This window comes from Kibdelosporangium banguiense (genome assembly GCF_017876405.1).
GTDB classification, from domain to species: Bacteria; Actinomycetota; Actinomycetes; order Mycobacteriales; family Pseudonocardiaceae; genus Kibdelosporangium; species Kibdelosporangium banguiense.
On the sequence record NZ_JAGINW010000001.1, the window covers coordinates 7,968,453 to 7,986,312 of the forward strand.

The 17,860-nt window shown below is 66.6% G+C and carries 13 protein-coding genes; 4 read left to right on the top strand and 9 right to left on the bottom strand.

Annotated elements, in window-relative coordinates; genetic code table 11:
* The first annotated feature begins 46 nt into the window (after positions 1 to 46).
* Positions 47 to 3,313 carry a TIM-barrel domain-containing protein gene (locus JOF56_RS36570; protein WP_209644001.1) on the top strand — a complete coding sequence of 1,089 codons (3,267 nt, stop codon included), beginning with the start codon at positions 47 to 49 and terminating at the stop codon, positions 3,311 to 3,313.
* Positions 3,310 to 6,159, top strand: a complete 2,850-nt coding sequence (locus tag JOF56_RS36575) for a TIM-barrel domain-containing protein (RefSeq protein WP_209644002.1) — start codon at positions 3,310 to 3,312, stop codon at positions 6,157 to 6,159. The genes JOF56_RS36570 and JOF56_RS36575 overlap by 4 nt, the downstream gene beginning before the upstream one ends.
* A gap of 94 nt (positions 6,160 to 6,253) precedes the next feature.
* Here JOF56_RS36575 and JOF56_RS36580 read toward each other — a convergent pair whose 3' ends face one another.
* The 4 genes from JOF56_RS36580 to JOF56_RS36595 are packed head-to-tail and all read right to left on the bottom strand — an operon-like array spanning position 6,254 to position 9,576.
* Positions 6,254 to 6,841, bottom strand: coding sequence for a maleylpyruvate isomerase family mycothiol-dependent enzyme (locus JOF56_RS36580; protein WP_209644003.1), 588 nt, complete (start codon positions 6,839 to 6,841; stop codon positions 6,254 to 6,256).
* Positions 6,838 to 7,665 (bottom strand): fumarylacetoacetate hydrolase family protein, encoded by an 828-nt coding sequence (locus JOF56_RS36585; RefSeq protein WP_209644004.1) that lies wholly within the window; start codon positions 7,663 to 7,665, stop codon positions 6,838 to 6,840. The genes JOF56_RS36580 and JOF56_RS36585 overlap by 4 nt, the downstream gene beginning before the upstream one ends.
* On the bottom strand, positions 7,662 to 8,777 hold the full coding sequence (locus JOF56_RS36590; RefSeq protein ID WP_209644005.1) for a cupin domain-containing protein: 1,116 nt from the start codon (positions 8,775 to 8,777) through the stop codon (positions 7,662 to 7,664). Before JOF56_RS36590 ends, JOF56_RS36585 begins: the two co-directional genes overlap by 4 nt.
* Before the next feature lie 49 nt (positions 8,778 to 8,826).
* The gene (locus JOF56_RS36595) at positions 8,827 to 9,576 is read right to left on the bottom strand and encodes an IclR family transcriptional regulator (RefSeq protein WP_209644006.1); all 750 of its coding nucleotides are present in this window, start codon (positions 9,574 to 9,576) and stop codon (positions 8,827 to 8,829) included.
* Between the two features lie 47 nt (positions 9,577 to 9,623).
* Here JOF56_RS36595 and JOF56_RS36600 point away from each other — a divergent pair, with 47 nt between their 5' ends.
* Entirely contained in the window at positions 9,624 to 10,784 is a 1,161-nt protein-coding gene (locus JOF56_RS36600) for an FAD-dependent monooxygenase (protein ID WP_209644007.1), read from the top strand.
* A 9-nt stretch (positions 10,785 to 10,793) separates the two neighbouring features.
* On the opposite strand, the gene JOF56_RS36605 is transcribed toward JOF56_RS36600, so the two are convergent.
* Complete coding sequence (locus JOF56_RS36605) at positions 10,794 to 12,251, bottom strand: penicillin-binding transpeptidase domain-containing protein (RefSeq protein WP_209644008.1); 1,458 nt, start codon at positions 12,249 to 12,251, stop codon at positions 10,794 to 10,796.
* Positions 12,252 to 12,324: 73 nt separating this feature from the next.
* Here JOF56_RS36605 and JOF56_RS36610 point away from each other — a divergent pair, with 73 nt between their 5' ends.
* Entirely contained in the window at positions 12,325 to 13,797 is a 1,473-nt protein-coding gene (locus JOF56_RS36610; protein WP_209644009.1) for a CehA/McbA family metallohydrolase domain-containing protein, read from the top strand.
* An 11-nt stretch (positions 13,798 to 13,808) separates the two neighbouring features.
* Here JOF56_RS36610 and JOF56_RS36615 read toward each other — a convergent pair whose 3' ends face one another.
* From JOF56_RS36615 to JOF56_RS36630, 4 genes are all read right to left on the bottom strand, one after another.
* Positions 13,809 to 14,474, bottom strand: a complete 666-nt coding sequence (locus JOF56_RS36615; RefSeq protein ID WP_209644010.1) for a response regulator — start codon at positions 14,472 to 14,474, stop codon at positions 13,809 to 13,811.
* The gene (locus JOF56_RS36620; RefSeq protein WP_307855417.1) at positions 14,474 to 15,610 is read right to left on the bottom strand and encodes a sensor histidine kinase; all 1,137 of its coding nucleotides are present in this window, start codon (positions 15,608 to 15,610) and stop codon (positions 14,474 to 14,476) included. Before JOF56_RS36620 ends, JOF56_RS36615 begins: the two co-directional genes overlap by 1 nt.
* A 31-nt stretch (positions 15,611 to 15,641) precedes the next feature.
* A complete protein-coding gene (locus JOF56_RS36625) occupies positions 15,642 to 16,511 on the bottom strand; it encodes a CPBP family intramembrane glutamic endopeptidase (RefSeq protein ID WP_245378522.1) in 870 nt (289 codons plus the stop codon).
* Positions 16,512 to 16,634: 123 nt separating this feature from the next.
* Positions 16,635 to 17,837 carry a winged helix DNA-binding domain-containing protein gene (locus tag JOF56_RS36630; protein WP_209644011.1) on the bottom strand — a complete coding sequence of 401 codons (1,203 nt, stop codon included), beginning with the start codon at positions 17,835 to 17,837 and terminating at the stop codon, positions 16,635 to 16,637.
* Between the last annotated feature and the right edge of the window lie 23 nt (positions 17,838 to 17,860).

Here is a 17,860-nt window from a genome sequence, read left to right on the forward strand (position 1 = left end):
GGGGTCGATGATGGTAAAACGCTGGCCGGCCAGGGTGTTTCTGGCTGTGGCCATTCTTGTGCTCGGTGTGGTCACCGCGCCGGTGGCATCAGCCGGGGTGTTGAACGGCGTCTATCACGCGCCGTACGGCTTCGACGAGTTGTACGGCACGCAGGCGACCGAGCGGGCACCCCGCGATCCGGTGGCCGGCCAGAACGTCGTACTGAAGGCCACCACCTGGCCGGTCTCCTCAGGACAGACGTTGTGGATCACATGGACGAAGAACGGTGTCAACCAGACCCCGATCGGCGCTTCCTGGGACTACAACAGCGGCAACAACACGTACTGGGCGCTGTCGATGGGCAGTTTCGCGCGTGGCGACCAGATCACGTACACCGTGCGCGCCAATGTGGACGGTACTGGCGAACGGACCATCGGCCCGTTCTCGTTCGCGGTCACGTCGTGGAGCGGGCCGTCGAACGTCACGGGGTTCGTCAACAACGGCACCTCCGTGGACGTGACCACCGGTGACACCGCGGGCAGCTTCACTCCGAAGATCCGGTTCGCCTTCCCTGCAGTGGACCGCTTCCGCACGCAGATTGCCCCTAGCGGCAACGGATTGAACATCACTGGCTCTTCTGCGTACACTGTCACCGACAGTGCGGGCACACTCACGCTCGCGACCACCGGCGTCCAAGTGAAGATCCAGAAGTCCCCTTATCGTGCCGCGGTGTACAAAGCGGACGGCACCACGCTGATCGCACGTCAATACGACCCGGCGACGTTCCGCAACATCGGTTGGCTGAGCGACGGCGCCACGACCGTCACCAAGATCGAGGACCACTGGTACACCCCGGCCGGTGAGCGATTCGAGGGCTTCGGCGAGCGCTACGACTACCTCGACCAGCGTGGCAAAGACGTGCACAACTACGTCTACAACCAGTACCAGGACCAGGGCGCGAACCACCGGACGTACCTGTCGGTGCCGTTCTTCACCAACTCGGCGGGCTACGGCGTGTACCTGCCGAGCACTCGCTACTCGGTCTTCAACCTGGCAACGCACCTGCCGGACATGGCCGGGTTCACTGTGGACACATCCGGTGCGCTGAGCTCCACCGCCGACTACTACTTCTACACCGGTAGCCGTGCAGAAGTTCTCGACAAGTACACCGCGACCACCGCGCGTCCCAAGCTACCGCCGAAGTGGGCGTTCGGCCTGTGGATGTCGGCCAACGAGTGGAACACCCAGTCCGAGGTGATGACCGAGCTGGCGAACGTCACCAACCACAACATCCCGACCTCGGCCATCGTGCTGGAGCAGTGGAGTGACGAGGCCACGTTCTACCTGTGGCACGGCGCGACCTACACGCCGAAACCCGGCGGCCAGGCATTGTCCTATTCGGATCTCACCTTCCCCTCGGGTACGGCTTGGTCGAACCCGAAGGCCATGGTCACCGCGGCGCACAACCAGAATGTCAAGGTCGTACTGTGGCAGATCCCGGTGCTGAAGCAGAACTTCGACACCAACCCACCGACTGCACCGCAGCAGCACGTCAACGACCGTGACTACGCCACCGCGCAGGGCTACGTGCTCGGCGACGGGGCGGGCGGTCCGTATCGGGTCCCAACTGGACAGTGGTTCGGCGACAGCACGGTGCCGGACTTCACCAAGACCGCGGCCACGAACTGGTGGATGAGCAAGCGGGCGTACCTGCTCGACGACGTCGGCATCGACGGGTTCAAGACCGATGGCAGCGAGGCTGTCTTCGGCCGTAACGTGACCGCGGGCGATGGCCGCAAGGGCGACGAGATGCACAATGCGTACCCAAACTCGTACACGGGTGCGTACAACACGTACATCGACTCGAAGACCGGCGGCAAGGGCGTGCAGTTCAGCCGCGCGGGCACCTCAGGCGCGCAGGCCAACTCGATCTTCTGGGCGGGTGACCAGGCGTCGACATTCGGCGCGTTCCAGGAGGCCATACGGGCCGGCATCAGCGCAGGTCAGTCCGGTGTCCCGTTCTGGGCGTGGGATCTGGCCGGGTTCACCGGCAGTTTCCCCAGCTCGGAGCTGTATCTGAGGTCGACCGCGATGGCCACGTTCTCGCCGGTCATGCAGTACCACTCGGAGAAGGCGAGCCCGTCGCCATCAGAGGCCCGTACGCCGTGGAACGTGCAGGCCCGCACCGGCGACTCGAGTGTCATCCCGACGTTCCGCAAGTTCGCCAACGTCCGGATGAACCTGATCCCGTACCTCTACACCGAGGGCCGCAACTCCTCGAACACCGGCCTGCCGATGATGCAGGCCATGGGCATCCAGTACGGCTCGGACGCCACGGCCGCCGCGCAGGACCAGCAGTACATGTTCGGCCGTCAACTGCTCGTCGCTCCGATCACCAGCCAGGGCGCCACGTCGAAAAACGTGTATCTGCCCGCTGGTGAGTGGTACGACTTCTGGAACGGTGGCCGCGCTCAGGGACCGGGCACGAAGTCGTACACCGCCGGAACAGACTCGATTCCGGTGTACGCCAAGGCGGGCGCGATCGTCCCGCTGAACCTCAACGCCGGTTACGAGCTCGGCGGGAACATCAGCAACAGCGTCACCAGCTACCAGAACCTGGTATTCCGGATCTACCCGTCCGGCACGTCGAGCTACGACTACTTCGAGGACTCGGCCAACGCGACCAGGACGATCACCTCGACCGAGTCGTTCGGCACGCATACCGCGACAGTGAGTGTGCCGCCGCTGACGACCACATCGACGCTGCAGGTCGCGTCGACCAAGCCGACCTCGGTGACCAGGGGCGGCACAGCGCTGACCCAGCAAGCTTCGGTGGCCGCGCTCTCCTCGGCGGCCGAGGGCTGGTACTGGGATCCGGCGCAGCAGTTGACGTACGTGAAGCTGGCGAGCAGTGCGTCGGCGCGTTCCGTTGTGCTCAACGGAGTCGACAAGGCCGCGTACGAGGCCGAGTTCGGCAACAACACCGGCGTATCGACGAACACCAACCACCCTGGCTACACCGGCACGGGATTCGTCGATGGCTTCACCGCGACCGGCAGCTCGGTGAGCGTGGACGTCAACAGCGTGAGTGGTTCACACAACCTGAAGTTCCGCTACGCCAACGGCTCCGGCGCGTCCGCGACCCGAACGGTCTATGTGGATGGTGTGTCGGCAGGGACGATCTCGTTGCCTGCGACAGCGAACTGGGATACGTGGGGCACGGCTTCGCTGACAGTCTCGCTGACAGCAGGGAAACACGCGATCCGGTTGTCGTACGACTCCGGGAACACCGGCGCTATCAACCTCGACAATGTGACGGTGGCCAGGCCATGAGAAAACTATTGCTGACACTGCTGCTGGTGGCGAGCGGACTGACCGCGCTCGTGCCGCAGGCTGTGGCCGCGGTGCAGCGCGTGCAGTTCACCGCAGGCGGCAACTATCTGGTCGTCGAGTTCCTCGACGACGATCTGGTCCACTTCGAGACGGGGACAGGCAGCGGGCCAGGCACCGGCTCGGCGCTGTTCACCACCCGCCAGGTGGCCAAGACCAGTTACCCGGGCCCGACCAGCCTCACCCAGAACGGCGGAATCCTCACCACACCTGGGATCCGCGTCGAGGTCAACACGTCGACGTTGTGCGCCACGGTGTACGACACCGTACCCAACCCGGACCTTTTGCTGACCACACAGTGCCCGAGAAACCTGAACCAGGCGTGGAAAGGCCTGTCGTTCACGAAGTCGTCGATGCAGAACGCCTACGGCCTCGGCGAACAGTTCTTCATGGGCGGCAGCGCGGACGGCGACTGGGTCGGCCGCACCCGTACACCAGGCGGAACCTACGGAAACGCCATGGTGTACGACACGGACAACGGTCCTGTTGGCAATGCGCAGATCCCTGTGCTGCTCGCGGTCGGTGCCAACAATGCGAACTACGGCTTGTTCGTCGACCAGGTGTACAAACAGGAATGGAACCTCACCGGCGACCCGTGGACCATGGACACCTGGGGCGACCAGCTGCGGTGGTACGTGATGAGCGGCCCCAACCTGCCGGACCTGCGCAAGGACTACCTGGAGCTGACCGGCCGCGCGCCCGTGCCGCCGAAGAAGGCCTTCGGCCTGTGGATGTCGGAGTTCGGCTACGACAACTGGTCCGAAGTGGACTCCACCCTGTCCTCGCTGCGGGCCGACCAGTTCCCGACCGACGGCGTGATGCTGGACGTGAACTGGTTCGGCGGGGTGACAGCGGGGTCGGACAACACCCGGATGGGCACCCTGAGCTGGGACACCACCAACTTCCCGAATCCGGCGGCGAAGATAGCCTCGCTGGCCTCGGCCAACGGGGTCGGCGTGATCCCGATCGAGGAGTCCTACATCGGCAAGAACCAGCCGCAGCACGCGGACATGGCCGCCAACGGGTATCTCGTGCGTGCGGGCTGTTCGACGTGCGCGCCGGTGTACCTGACCGGCAACGACTGGTGGGGCCGTGGCGGCATGATCGACTGGACCCAGCAGGCGGCCGGCGCGAGGTGGCACAACAACCAGCGCGATCACCTGGTCGACGAGGGCGTCACCGGCCACTGGCTGGACCTCGGCGAGCCAGAGATGTACGACAGCAACGACTGGACTGCGGGTGTACTACCTGGCAAGCACGCCCACGCCGACTACCACAACATGTACAACCTGGAGTGGGCGCTGTCGATCGCGAAGGGCTACACGGACAACGCCGAGACCAAACGGCCGTTCCTGCTCGCCCGGTCCGGTGCCGGTGGCATCCAGCGGACCGGCGCGGCGATCTGGTCAGGTGACATCGGGTCGAAACTGACCGCGCTCGCCTCGCAGCAGAACACCCAGATGCACATGTCGATGTCCGGCATCGACTACTACGGCTCGGACATCGGCGGGTTCCGCCGGGAGATGCTGAACTCGGACCTGGACGAGCTGTACACGCAGTGGTTCGCCAACTCGGCCTGGTTCGACGTGCCGGTGCGTCCGCACACCGAGAACCTGTGCAACTGCCTGGAGACGGCGCCCGACAGCATCGGCAACGTGGCCAGCAACCGGGCGAACCTGGCCCGCAGGTACGAGTTGACGCCGTACTACTATTCGTTGGCGCACAAGGCGTACACGGATGGCGACCCACTCGTGCCACCGCTGGTCTACAACTACCAGAACGACCCCAACGTCCGCGAGATCGGCCACGAGAAGATGATCGGCCGTGACCTGCTCGTCGGGGTTGTCGCGGGCGCGGGACAACGCTCACGCAACATGTACCTTCCCACCGGCACTTGGTGGGACTACCACACGAACACCCAGATCGTCTCAACAGGACAATGGGTGAACGACGTACCGTTGTGGCGCAACGGGAACTTCACCCTTCCCACGTACGCCCGAGCCGGAGCGATCCTGCCGAAGATGCACGTGGACGGCCAGACCATGAACGTGACCGGCAAACGAGCCGACAACTCGACTCGGGGCGAACTGGTGGTACGGGTGTACGCGGACCCGATGGCGTCCAACTTCACCCTGGCCGAAGACGACGGCGCGACAACCGGCTACCAGAGCGGTTCGAAGCGCACAACCCTGCTGAGCCAGCAACGCTCCGGCTCGACAGCAACAGTCTCGGTCGCCGCGTCGTCCGGGACTTACACGGGTGCACCGTCATCGCGGTCGAACGTGGTCGAGTTGGTGACAGACACCCAGGCTTCCGCAGTGACGCTTGGTGGCGTGGCACTGACGCAGTACCCGACGAAGGCAGCGTTCGACGCGGCCGGCTCCGGCTGGTACAACGCGGGCGGCAACCTGGTCGTGGCGAAGTCGGCATCAGTGGCGGTGACGTCAGCCAAGACGTTCCAGTTCACCCTCGGCCAGGCCCCAGTGTCCGCGACCTTCACCTGCAACAACGGCACAACAACGCCAGGCCAATCGGTATACGCCGTCGGCAGCACACCCCAGCTGGGCCAATGGTCGGTAGCGAGCGCGGTCAAGCTGTCGCCGACCGCCTACCCAACCTGGACAGGCACAGTGACCGCATTGCCACCCAACACCACAGTGGAGTGGAAGTGCGTGAAACGCCAGGAAGCCGGCTACCCAGGCACAGCAGACGCCTGGCAACCCGGCGCCAACTCGACATTCAGCACCCCAGCATCAGGCGGCGGCACAACGACAACAGGACAATTTTGACCCGGCCCGCGATCTGGTTCTCTGCGCGCGTTGGACGGAACGCGTCGGCCGGCTGCTCGCCGAGGTTTCGGCGACGATTACCCCGGCATGATGCTCAGAGCCAGCGGCCGAGGTCGGGGGCGGTGGGGACGCGGCCTGTGAGCCAGGAGGCTAGGTCGGCGACTTGTCCGGCTGCGGCGTGTTTTCTGACTGCGTCCGTGGCCAGTGCGGTGAGGAAGTCCTGGGGCAGGTCGGTGAATGTGAGGCCGGTGTCGAGGTCGACGGCGTGGATGCAGACCTCGCGGGCGCGTAGCCACGGCACCTCGCTGGCGGGCACGGTGCGTCCCTGCGCGGTGATCACCGGCCGCTGCCAGGCCTCGTCGGTGAGTGCGTCCATGTCGTGTGCCAATGCCTCTGCGGATTCCAGAGCCAGCGCCCGTAGTTCGGACGCTGGGAGCTGGGCGCCGGACTCGATCTCGGCGTTGCGTTGTTCCGGACTGGCGTACATGCGGTGCTCGACGCCGGTGGCCGCCCAGGTCAGGAGGCGGCGCAGGGCTTGGGCGTTGAAGTGCACGTGGGCTACGAGGTGGGCGCGGGTCCAACCTGCGAGCACAGTCGGCTCGGCGAACTGTGCGTCGGTGAGCTGGTCGACCTGGGTGAGCAGGAGCTTCGTGCCCGCCTCGGTCCACTGCCGGGCACTCATCCGGCCTGCACGGGGTTGTCGAGCCGGCCGATACCGGCGATCTCGGTGACGAGGCGGTCCCCGGCGGCGAGGTAGCGTGGTGGTTTGCGGGCGTGTCCCACTCCGCCGGGTGTGCCGGTGGCGATCACGTCGCCTGGGCGCAGGGTCATGATCGTGGATACGTAACGCACCAGGTCGACGGGGGCGAAGACCAGGTCCGAGGTGTCGGCTTTCTGCAGGACCTCGCCGCCCACCGAGCAGCTGATCGCCAGTGCCGGGCGGACCCCGCCAGGCAGCTCGTCGGGCGTGACCAGGACTGGCCCGATGGGAGTCGTGCCCTCGAAGGTCTTGCCCTGCAACCATTCTGTGGTGCGGTACTGCCAGTCGCGCATGGTGACGTCGTTGAGCACGGTGAACCCGGCGATCGCGGCCGCTGCGTCGTCATCGGTGGCGCGCCGCACGGTCTTGCCGATCACCACGGCCAGTTCGGCTTCCCAGTCCACAGTGGATGATTCGGGGGCGAGCTGGACGGCGTCGCGTGGCCCGATCAGCGCGTCGGCGAACTTGGCGAACAGCGTCGGGTGGGCCGGCAGGTCGCGGCCCATCTCCAGGATGTGGGTGCGGTAGTTCAGCCCGACGCACACGATCTTGCCCGGTCGTGGCACGACCGGGGCGAGCTCGGTGCCGGAAGGGTGGACTGGACCGGCGGTCTCGGCGGAGTAGCCGGACCAGTCCTCCCGCTCCAGCAGGGCGCCCACGTCCGGGGCGCCGAGTTCGACATAGCCTTCGGAGGTCAGGCGGGCGGCGCGGGTGCCGTCGGGGGTGCGGATGGTCGCCAGTCTCACCGGTTGTCCTCCGGGGTGTGCGTGCGGTGCAGGTGCAGGCGTTCGGCGATCGGGGTGTCGCTGAACCGGAACAGGTCCAGCCCTCGGTCGGTGGTCACGGTCAGCGGCTGCCAGGACGGCACCACGAACAGGTCGCCCCGGCTCACCTGCCAGCTCACGTCCGCGACGGTGACCTCACCGGTTCCGTCGAACACCTGGTAGACCGACGAACCGACCTCGCGGACCGGGGCGGTCGCGGTGTCGGGGGCCAGCCGGTGGAACTCGGTGCGCATCGTGGGCATGATGTCGCCGCCGGTGGTGGGGTTGGTGAACCGCACCGCGGCGTGTCCAGGCTCGATGGTCGCGTGGTACCCCTCGGCCTCCAGCGCGAGCTGCTCGGCCAGTGCCCGATCGGTGTGCTCCCACCGGTACGCCAGCAGTGGCGTTGCCGGGGCCGGCTCCAGGTGGGTCAGCGGCCGCAGGCCTGGATGCGCCCAGAGCCGTTCCGACCTGGAGCGCTCCGGCGCCTCCCGCGTCTCGACCTCGTCCGGGCCGAACTCGAAGAAGGTCGAGTCCGTGAAGTACTGGAACGGGATGTCCAGGCCGTCGATCCACGCCATCGGGTGGTCGGTGATGTTGTGGTGCCCGTGCCAGTTCCACCCGGCCTGCGGGAGGAAGTCGCCTCGGCGCATCGCCACCGGGTCCCCGTTGACGACGGTCCAGACACCTTCGCCCTCGACGACGAACCGGAACGCGTTCTGCGTGTGCCGGTGCACGGGCGCGTCCTCACCCGGATTGAGGTACTGGATCGCCGCCCACAACGTCGGCGTGGCGAATGGCCGGCCGCCCAGCCCGGGGTTCGCCAGCGCGATCGCGCGCCGCTCGCCGCCACGGCCCACCGGCACCAGTTCGCCCGCCCGCTCGGCCATCGGCAGCAACCGCTCCCACCGCCACAGGTGCGGTAACGCCTTCGACCGCGGCGCGGACGGCATCAGATCGCCGATCTCGGTCCACAGTGGAATCAGCAGCTCCGACTCGAACCCGCGGTACAGCGCCGCCAGTTCCGGGGTGCGTTCCGGCTGGTTCTCGCCCTCGCTCGCGGTGATGCGCACAGGAGAACTCGTCGACTGCATACCGGCCAGCCTGGCCCAGTTCTGACCACAGGGATGACTTTTTCTGCTGTCAAGAATTATTGAGCCGGCCGAGCTCCCGTTCGATCAGCGTGGCCACGGCCGACAGCTCGGTCACCCAGCCGGCCAACCGGTCCCGATCGAAGCGGGCCGTCGGCATGGCCACACTGAGCGCGGCGACCGGCGCACCACCCGCGTCACGAATCGCCACGCCGAAAGCGGTCACCCCGGTCTCGGTCAACTGGTCGTTGATGCCGAAACCGCGCCGGCGCACCAGCCCGAGCTCGCGGCGCAGCCGCCGCAGGTCGGCCTCCGGCAACGAGCCGAACATCGACGTGACCTGCTCGGGTGGCAACGTGGCCAGCAGTGCCTTGCCCCCGGAAGTCCTGTGGGCCGGGAGCGCCTGCCCCATCCGGTCACCCACCCGTAGCGGTCGCGAGCACTCCGCCGTGGCGATGAACCGGACCTCGGTGCCGACCAGCACCATCAGGTTCGAAGACTCCTGGATCCGGTCGGACAGCGCGCGCATGTGCGGCCCGGCCACCCGGCGCAGCAGTGCCAGTGGCGCCTCGCTCACCGGGGCCGGGCGCAGCATGCGGCCAGGGACGTAGTCACGATTGGCCGAACGCTCCGCGAAGTCCCGGTACACCAGCATCGCCAGCAACCGGTGCGCCGTCGATGCGGACACCCCGAGCCGTTCTGCCGCGTCGGTCACCCGCAGGCGACCTTCTGCCTGCAACACCTGCGCCAGCAACAGCGCGTTGTCCACAGAGTCGATCGCGTAGGGCGGTCTGTTCTTCACAGCAGAAAATTGTATCCCGCCTGACAGAAGCGAGGCAGGATTTCACGATGAACGCCGCACCTGAGGTCGTGGTCGTGGGAGGCGGGATCGGGGGCCTCGCCAACGCCTACGCCCTCGCGTCCGCCGGCCGTTCTGTGCGGGTGCTCGAACGAGCCGCCGAGTTCACCGAGGTCGGCGCCGGCTTGCAGATGGCGCCCAACGCGACGCGCGTGCTCGCCGAGTGGGGCTTGCTGGACGAGGTGCTGGCCGCTGGCGTGCTGCCCCGACGGCTCGTGTTCAAGGACATGCTCGACGGTTCCGAGCTGATCCACCTCGACTTCGACGACTTCACGCGGCGCTACGGCGGGCCGTACGTCGTGATCCACCGCAGTGACCTGCTCGGCATCCTGTTCGGGGCCTGCGTGCGTGCCGGTGTCGAGCTCGTGCCCAGTTGCGCCGTCACGGGAGTCTCCGCGAGCAGCGAGTCCGTGGTGGTGCACGCCGCCGGAGACGAACACAGGGCTGCGCTGGCGATCGCGGCCGACGGGCTGCGCTCGAAGCTACGCGGCAAGTTCAGCGCCGACGAACCGGTCTGCTCTGGATACGTCGCCTACCGTGGCACGGTTCCCGTCTCCGAGCTTGGCCAGGACGTCGACTCGGATGCCCGTACCGATGTGGTCATCTACATCGGACCCGGCTGCCACTTGGTCCACTATCCTTTGCGGCAAGGGGAAATCTTCAACACGGTCGCGGTGTTCTCGTCCCCTGCCTATCGCGGCGGTGCGGACGAATGGGGCGGGCCGGAGGAGCTCGACCGCGCGTTCTCCGATGCCTGCCCGACGGCCAAAGCCGGGTTGCGCATGCTGTGGCGGGACCGCCGCTGGCCGATGTACGACCGGCTTCCTATTCCACAGTGGACTCGGGACCGGCTCGTGCTCAGTGGTGACGCGGCGCACCCTATGCTGCAGTACCTGGCCCAGGGCGCGTGCCAGGCCATCGAGGATGCCCACTGTCTCGCGGGCGAAGCCGGCAAGAGCCCGGACTGGGACGTGGCGATCCGGCGGTACGAGGCCGAACGCACCGCACGGACTGCCCAGGTGCAGGCCAACGCCCGGATCTGGGGCGACATCTGGCATGTCGACGGCGTCGGGCGGCTGATCCGCAACGAGTTGTTCCGCACCCTCGGCGACCGCAAGTACACCTACGTTGACTGGCTCTACGGCCGCTGAACGGTTATGTCAGCGCGCAGGGATCACGGCCTCCGCAGGTGATTTGCCGATCGCGACGTACGCAGGGAACTGCTCGACCGGCTGCCCTTGCAAGTACTCGTTCATGAACTTCTGCCACGCCTGGGCCGCGAGCGTGCTGTCGAGCACAGCTCCTGTCTTGTCCCGCAACGCTGAGTTGTCGTCGGTGCCCAGCCAGACCGAAGCCGACAGCTGGGGCGTGTAGCCAGTCATCCAGGTGGCGCAGTTGTCGGACTTCTTGGTCTTGCCCTCGACAGCGGTACAGCCGTGCACGCCGGCTTTGCCCGCGCATGGCCTGTTCCCGGCGCAGGGGAACTTGGCGGCCGCGGGCAGCAGGGCCTCGGTGACGTTGCGGGCGATCTTGGCGTTGAGATCGGGAACGTCCTCGTCGAACGCGGGCTTTCCCGCGGCCTGTGCTTCGGTGTTGGCCAGGACGATCTGGTTCGTCGTCGGGTCGGTCACTTTGGCGACCATGTGTGGTGCGCGCTTGGTGCCGTTGGCCGCGAACGTGGCGTACGCACTGGCGATGTCGACCGGCCGTGCCTGATAGACGTCACCACCGAGGGCGATGGCAATGTTCGGTGCGACGCCGGCTTCGCCCTCCAACGGAATCTTCTTGATGCCGACGTTCGGCGGGATACCCGCATCAATCGCGGCCCTGGCCACCGCGAGGGTGCCGACCTCGTTGTAGGCGATGTCGGCGAAGACGGTGTTGACGGACAACTCCATGGCTCGGGCCACGCTGCAGTGCTTACCGCAGGCGTTGTTGTCGGTGTTGCTCACCTCCAAGCACTTCGCGCCCTCCGTTCCGCAGTTCTTGCCGAACGCACGCGGCGACGAGCCGTCGTAGACCTCGCCGAGGCCTTTGCCCTTCTGCAGCAAGGCGACCAGGTCGAAGGGCATGAACGTGCTACCGGGGTTCTGCCAGGCCCGGGTGTAGTCGAACTCGGCTTTCTCCGCCTGGTAGCCATTGAGGGCCACGATCCGGCCCGTCCGCGGATCGACTGCGACCAAGGCCATCCGCAGATTTCCCGGCTGTCCCTGCCGGGCTTCGTTGAGGATCCGTTCGCCACGTTCCTGCGCCGCCCGCTCGAGGGTCAACCCGACCGTGTACCCCTTGTGGGACAATGTGTCCGCAGTGATACCCGCCGCGTCCAGTTCACGCTTGGCCTGCTCGACGAGCAGCTTCGCCGAAGCGGTGTCCGGCCGCAGCTCAGAACCGTCCGACCAGGTGAACAGCACCGGTTTCGGTTGTGGCGCGGCCTGGCCAGGATCCGGGTCCTGCAGCGCGAAATAGGCCACCACCAGACCGGCGACCAGCAGTACCGCCACCACGACATAGCCGATGTTGCGTTTGCTCACACCCACCCCCAAGGCAAGTCTCCTGGGGGAGTATGCCGGATCGTCACCGGTGACCTGATTCGGGTCGATTGTCACGATTGTGTTCATCGGGAGTTCAAGATCGGTGCGGATACTCGCCCGGTCGCGTGTCGGCGCGGCTGGAGTGAGAAGAGGTTCTGCGATGAATGACCCTGAGCGCCCCCAGGTCTCACGGCGCCGACTCGTCAAGTATGCCGGTGTCGGTGCGACGTTCGTCGCTGCCGGTCCGTTGGCCCCTACGGCCGCGGCTGACGAGGCTGAGGTCCAGGGACGGGGTGACTCGCGCCATCGGGTCTGGCGGGCCGGTGATCACCACGTGCACTCGGAGTACAGCGGAAGCTTCGACACCTCGGTCAGTCCGCCGAGATTCACCAAGGGCGCGGACGCGGTGTACCCGATCGTGACCAACGCGATCATGGCGAAGCACTTCGGCCTTACGTGGGCGATGTGCACCGACCACGGCGGGCCGACGCACTCGAAGGTCAACCTGGAACTGGCGTACCCGGATCTGCTGCGGTCGCGCAAGCTGGTGCCTGAGGTGTTGCAGTTCTGGGGCATGGAGTTCGACACGCCCGCGCAGGACCACCACACGCTGATGATCCCGCGGCACGACGACGAGGCCAAGCAGCTGTTCGAGCTGGAAAGCCGCTTCGCCAAGCACGACGCGTTCCCGGCCGACCCGGGCCGGGACACCGAGGCGAAGATGATCGAGTTCCTGAAGGCCGCCAAGGACATGCGGCACAAGCCCTTGGTGATCGGGCACCACACGTCGCGATCGGCAAGCGGCCTGGGCGTGTACGGGCAGGACACACCGCGGGAGTTCCGCAACGGCAACAACATCGCGCCTGACGTCTACGTCGGCTTCGAAGGCGCGCCCGGTCACCAGGCGGGGCCGCTCAACGGCGGTGCGCGCGGCGGGTACGGCAACTACCCGACACACGGTGGCTTCGACCAGATGACCGCCCGGGTCGGTGGCCTGTGGGACTCGCTCCTGGGCGAAGGACGACGCTGGTGGATCACCGCGACGTCCGACTCGCACGTGCACTGGACGCGTGGCGGGGCGGACTTCTGGCCCGGCGAATACAGCAAGACCTATGTGCTGGCACGCCAGGACTACGGCGACATCATGGACGGACTGCGCAACGGCCGGATCTTCGTCACCACCGGTGACCTGATCACGAGCCTCGACCTGGCCGCCAGGAGCCGGGACCGGGACGCCGCGGTGGGGGAGACACTCCACCTGCGCAAGCGTGACCGCAACGACGTGGACATCGAGATCAGGTTCCGGCCGCTGGACGGCAAGAACGGCAACGGCGACCGTCCGGAGGTCCGGCGGGTGGACCTGATCGTGGGCAACGTGACCGGCGTGAACGCCAACCTGGACGCCGACACGAACCCGACCACGAAGGTGGTGGCCCGGTTCGGCCCACGAGACTGGCGCAGGCAGGGCTCGGAGTACGTCATCAGGCACACCCTGCGCAACGTCGAGCAGGACCTGTACGCCCGTGTCCGGGGTACGAACACCGACGAGGCCGAGCCGTTGCCCGACGGCAAGGAGAACCCCTGGACCGACCTGTGGTTCTACTCCAACCCCGTCTTCGTTCGCCTCGTGTGAGCCCGCGCGATTCAGTCGGCGACGACGAGTCCTGTCCGGTAGGCGAGGACGACTGCCTGCACACGGTCGCGCAGGTCGAGTTTGGTCAGGATGCGGGAGACGTAGGTCTTGACGGTTTCGACTGTGATGCAGAGTTTCGCGGCGATCTCCGCGTTGGACAGGCCTGCGGCGATCTGTTCGAGCACTTCGACTTCACGGCGGCTCAACGCTTGGCGGACCTCTTGCTGCGCGGTGCCTGCGGGACGTAGCCGCTGCGCGAAGTGACCGATCAGAGTGCGGGTGACGGCTGGGGCCACGAGTGAGTCACCGGCAGCGACAGTGCGCACGCCGGCGATCAGTTCCGCCGGTGGCGCGTCCTTGAGCAGGAAGCCGCTGGCGCCGGCCCTGAGCGCCTCGTAGACGTACTCGTCGACGTTGAAAGTGGTGACCACCAGGACTTTTGCCGGTTCTGCCACGCCGGGTCCGGCCAGCTGGCGGGTGGCCTCGATGCCGTCGAGGATCGGCATGCGGATGTCCATCACGACGACGTCCGGGCGTAGCCGGAGCGCCTGCTCGACGGCCTGTCTGCCGTCGGCGGCCTCACCGACGACCGCCATGTCGGGCTGCGCTGAGAAGATCGTGGTGTAACCGGCACGCACCAGTGCCTGGTCCTCACAGACCAAAACCCGGACAGGCATCAGGCCCCGCTTTTTGACGGGATACGAGCGTGTACGCGAAACCTGCCGTCTGGCGCGGCCGCAGCCACCAGTTCGCCATCGAGCATGCGTACTCGCTCCCGCAGCCCACTCAGGCCGCGTCCGCCCGACGCGACAACGTGTGGGCCATGCGCGACCCCGTCAGTCGTCACCTCGATCTCGATCAGGTCATCGTGATCGTCGATCCTGACCGTTGTGGGTTGTCCGGCCGCGTACTTCATGGCGTTGGTGAGGGCCTCCTGCACCACCCGGTAGGCGGCAAGTTCGACATCGACGGCGTGTTCGCGCTGATCGCCATGTCTGGCCAGCTCAACTGGCTGGCCGGATGACCGGGCCTGCTCGACGAGGTCGCTGATCCTGCCGATGGCCGGTGACCGGTCGGCGACAGCGCGATCGCCGGTCGCCTCCAGTACGCCCAGCAGGTGGCGCAGGTCCGTCAGTGCCCGGCGGCCGGTGTCGCTGATCGCGGAGAGTCCGTCCCCGACGCGTTCGGGCGCGCCGTCGAGCAGGAACTGGGCCGCGTCGGCCTGGATGACCATGGCCGTCACGTGATGCGTCACCACATCATGTAAGTCCCGGGCGATGCGGGCACGTTCGTCGGCAGTAGCCACCTCGACACTCAGCCGGCGATGCTCTGCCTCCTCGGCCCGCCATCGCCGCATCGCGGTCCCGGACATCCAAATCACCACCAGAGTCAGGTAGAACAGCAGGAAAACCTGGACTTGGCTGGGAGAACCCAGCAGGTGCAAGGCGACCGCCAGCCCGCAGTAGCCTGCGCTCACGCCCACCGCAAGGATCCGGCGGTGCCGGACCTGGTGGGCACCGGCGGCGTAGAGCGCCAGGTAGAGCCCGATACTGGCGAACGTGTCCGGGTAGCCGAATGACTGGTGCACCGCGAAGGCGACGCCGACGATCACCAGGCAGACCGCCGGCCACCGACGGCGAATCACCAGTGGCGCCGACTGAGCCAGGACAAGTACCAGCGCCAACCCGTCCGCCGGGCCTTTGGGTAGGTCCCCGAGCTGAGCCCCGATGGCTGAGACGGTCGGCACGAACGCCAGTGCGGTGAGCGCCACCGCGAACAGAACGTCCTTAGTGGACTGAGAGGTTCGAGTCACGAACACCGCGCGAGCCTACTGGCACGTGGGTTCAGGCCTCGGCGCGCCGGCGGCGGGGCAGGATCTGGCCGTCACGAACCGCGCACCGCAACAGCAGGACAGTGGGAATCACGCAGACCAGCATGGTGAGCAGGCTCGCCTCCGGCCCGAACGTGCCGCCGGTCAGTGCGGACGGGCCGGACAGCGTGGTGTGCAGCAGTCCGTGGGGCGGCTCGGCCGAGCCGGAGAGCGCGACACCGAAGACGCCCGCATGCATGAAGTTCCAGGCGAAATGCATGCCGATCGGCATCCACAGCGAGCGGGTCGCGACATAGGCGGAGCCGGTCATGGCCCCGCCTGTCAAGCCGATCGAGATCGCGCCCCACAGCGTCGCGTTGACGTTGACCAGGTGCACCAAACCGAACAGCACAGAACACGCGACCAACGTGATCACAGTGCCGAGGTGTTCCTCCATGATCCGGAACACGATCCCGCGGAACAGCACCTCCTCGATGACCGCAACGCTCGCCGTCGTACCCGCGGTGGCGATGAATCCGCCGACCGAGCCCCAGGACACGTCCTGCCAGCCGCCGAACATCGCGATCACGAGTATCAGCACGGCGAACAGCCCGGACCCGATCAACGCCCCGCGCAACAACCCAGGCCACATACCCCGCTTGCCGACCTCGGTAACGTCCGTCCGTTGCTCGACTATCCGGGACAACCGGCGGTAACCAGCCACGATGGCGACGGCAGCACCGATGCCCACCGGCAGCGCCAGCAGCGCGACCGGCGACACAAGCCGGTTGATCCCGGCGTTCGCCACCATCACGACAAAGAACGCGACCGCGAGCACAGGAAACCGGAACCTGCGCAGCCTTGCCTGCTGGGCGGCGTCCGTCAATCGGTTCGTGCGAGCCAAGATCCTGGTCCTCTCTGGTGATCCCCAACCGGGCACGCAGAGACTAGGAAGCCGGACAGACCAGGACATCCCGCTGGAAACGACAACCTTGGTAGCTCTCAAGAGGGACAAGACTCTGGAGCGTTACCCCATGGACTGAAAGGTCTCGAACTCGACGTTCACCGATGACGCCCCGCGCAACGGCGCGATCTGCTCGGCCTCGTGCTCCAGTGGCTTCTTGTCCCGGTTCGCCAGCGAGCCGAAGGTGCTGATGGTGATGGTCAGCTTGCGGCCGTTCTTGCGGGGCCGCCAGATTCCGGTGATCTTGCCGTGGGCGAGGACCGTGCCCGGTTCGCCGGCCTTCTTGTACACGTCCTTGTGGAACTTCTTGTCGATGATCGTCTCGCGGTCGCGCATCTGCGTGTACGGGTCTCGAGGAGGGAGCAGGCGTACTCCCTTGGCCTGTGGCGCCGACCGTAGGGCGTCGACGTCCTCGGTGAGGATCCACGATTTGCCGCCGAAGTCGACCTGCGTCAGCTCCTGCTCGATCAGGTTCCACCAGGGGGCGATGTCCCCGGCCTGGAGCCCGATCCATGCGGCGAAGTCCCCGTGGGTCGACGGTCCGTAGCAGCGCAGGTAGCGGCGGAGCAGTTCGGCGCGTGCCATGTCCGGCTCGATGTCCGGGATCGGGTGCCTGAGCCACTCGTCGGCCAGGACGAACGGGGCCTTGTTCCCGTCACGCGGGGCGAAGCAGACCAGCCGCTGCAACGTGAGGATGCGGACGCAGAAATGCACAACACCCTCGCCGAGCGGCTGGTCCTGACCCCAGGGGCCTGTTGCTTCCCAGAGGCCGCGTTGTTTCTTCGACAGTTTGGGGGCGATCCGCTTGGCGAGGCCGGCGCCCAGTTCGTTGATGGCGAGCCGGCGTCCGGACAACACGGCCTGGATCTCGCCGCCTGCCAGGTCGACCGCATCGGTGATGCGCATGTCGAGTTTGTCGAGCACCTGTTCGACGCCGACGAGGAAATGGTTCAACGCCTTCTCGGTCGGCGGCAGCACGCCGGTGGTGAACACCGGGGCGTCCGCGGTGGGGAAGTAGAACGGCGAGCCGCGCAGGCACCAGGTCTGCAGCAGGCTCTTGTCCTCCGCGATCGCCTTCTCCACCTGCTCCTGCGTCAGGTTCTTCACCCGGGCATGCAGCGCGAGCAGTGCCGAGCCCGGTGGGCTGTTCTGGACACCGCAGCTGCCGGCCGCTTCGAGCAGCCCTTTGTTGTCCAGTCGCTCGGTGAGGTTGTGTGCGCTGAGGCGAAACGCGATGACGTCGCTTTTCGAAACCTTGTCAGCCACCCGCTGTACGTTATCGCGAGCCG

What these genes read in the sequence shown, in the direction of transcription:
- JOF56_RS36575 (WP_209644002.1), top strand. Translation starts at nt 3,310, where the DNA reads ATGAGAAAACTATTGCTGACACTGCTGCTGGTGGCGAGCGGACTGACC.
- JOF56_RS36580 (WP_209644003.1), bottom strand. Translation starts at nt 6,841, where the DNA reads ATGAGTGCCCGGCAGTGGACCGAGGCGGGCACGAAGCTCCTGCTCACC.
- JOF56_RS36590 (WP_209644005.1), bottom strand. Translation starts at nt 8,777, where the DNA reads ATGCAGTCGACGAGTTCTCCTGTGCGCATCACCGCGAGCGAGGGCGAG.
- JOF56_RS36600 (WP_209644007.1), top strand. Translation starts at nt 9,624, where the DNA reads ATGAACGCCGCACCTGAGGTCGTGGTCGTGGGAGGCGGGATCGGGGGC.
- JOF56_RS36605 (WP_209644008.1), bottom strand. Translation starts at nt 12,251, where the DNA reads ATGAACACAATCGTGACAATCGACCCGAATCAGGTCACCGGTGACGAT.
- JOF56_RS36610 (WP_209644009.1), top strand. Translation starts at nt 12,325, where the DNA reads ATGAATGACCCTGAGCGCCCCCAGGTCTCACGGCGCCGACTCGTCAAG.
- JOF56_RS36615 (WP_209644010.1), bottom strand. Translation starts at nt 14,474, where the DNA reads ATGCCTGTCCGGGTTTTGGTCTGTGAGGACCAGGCACTGGTGCGTGCC.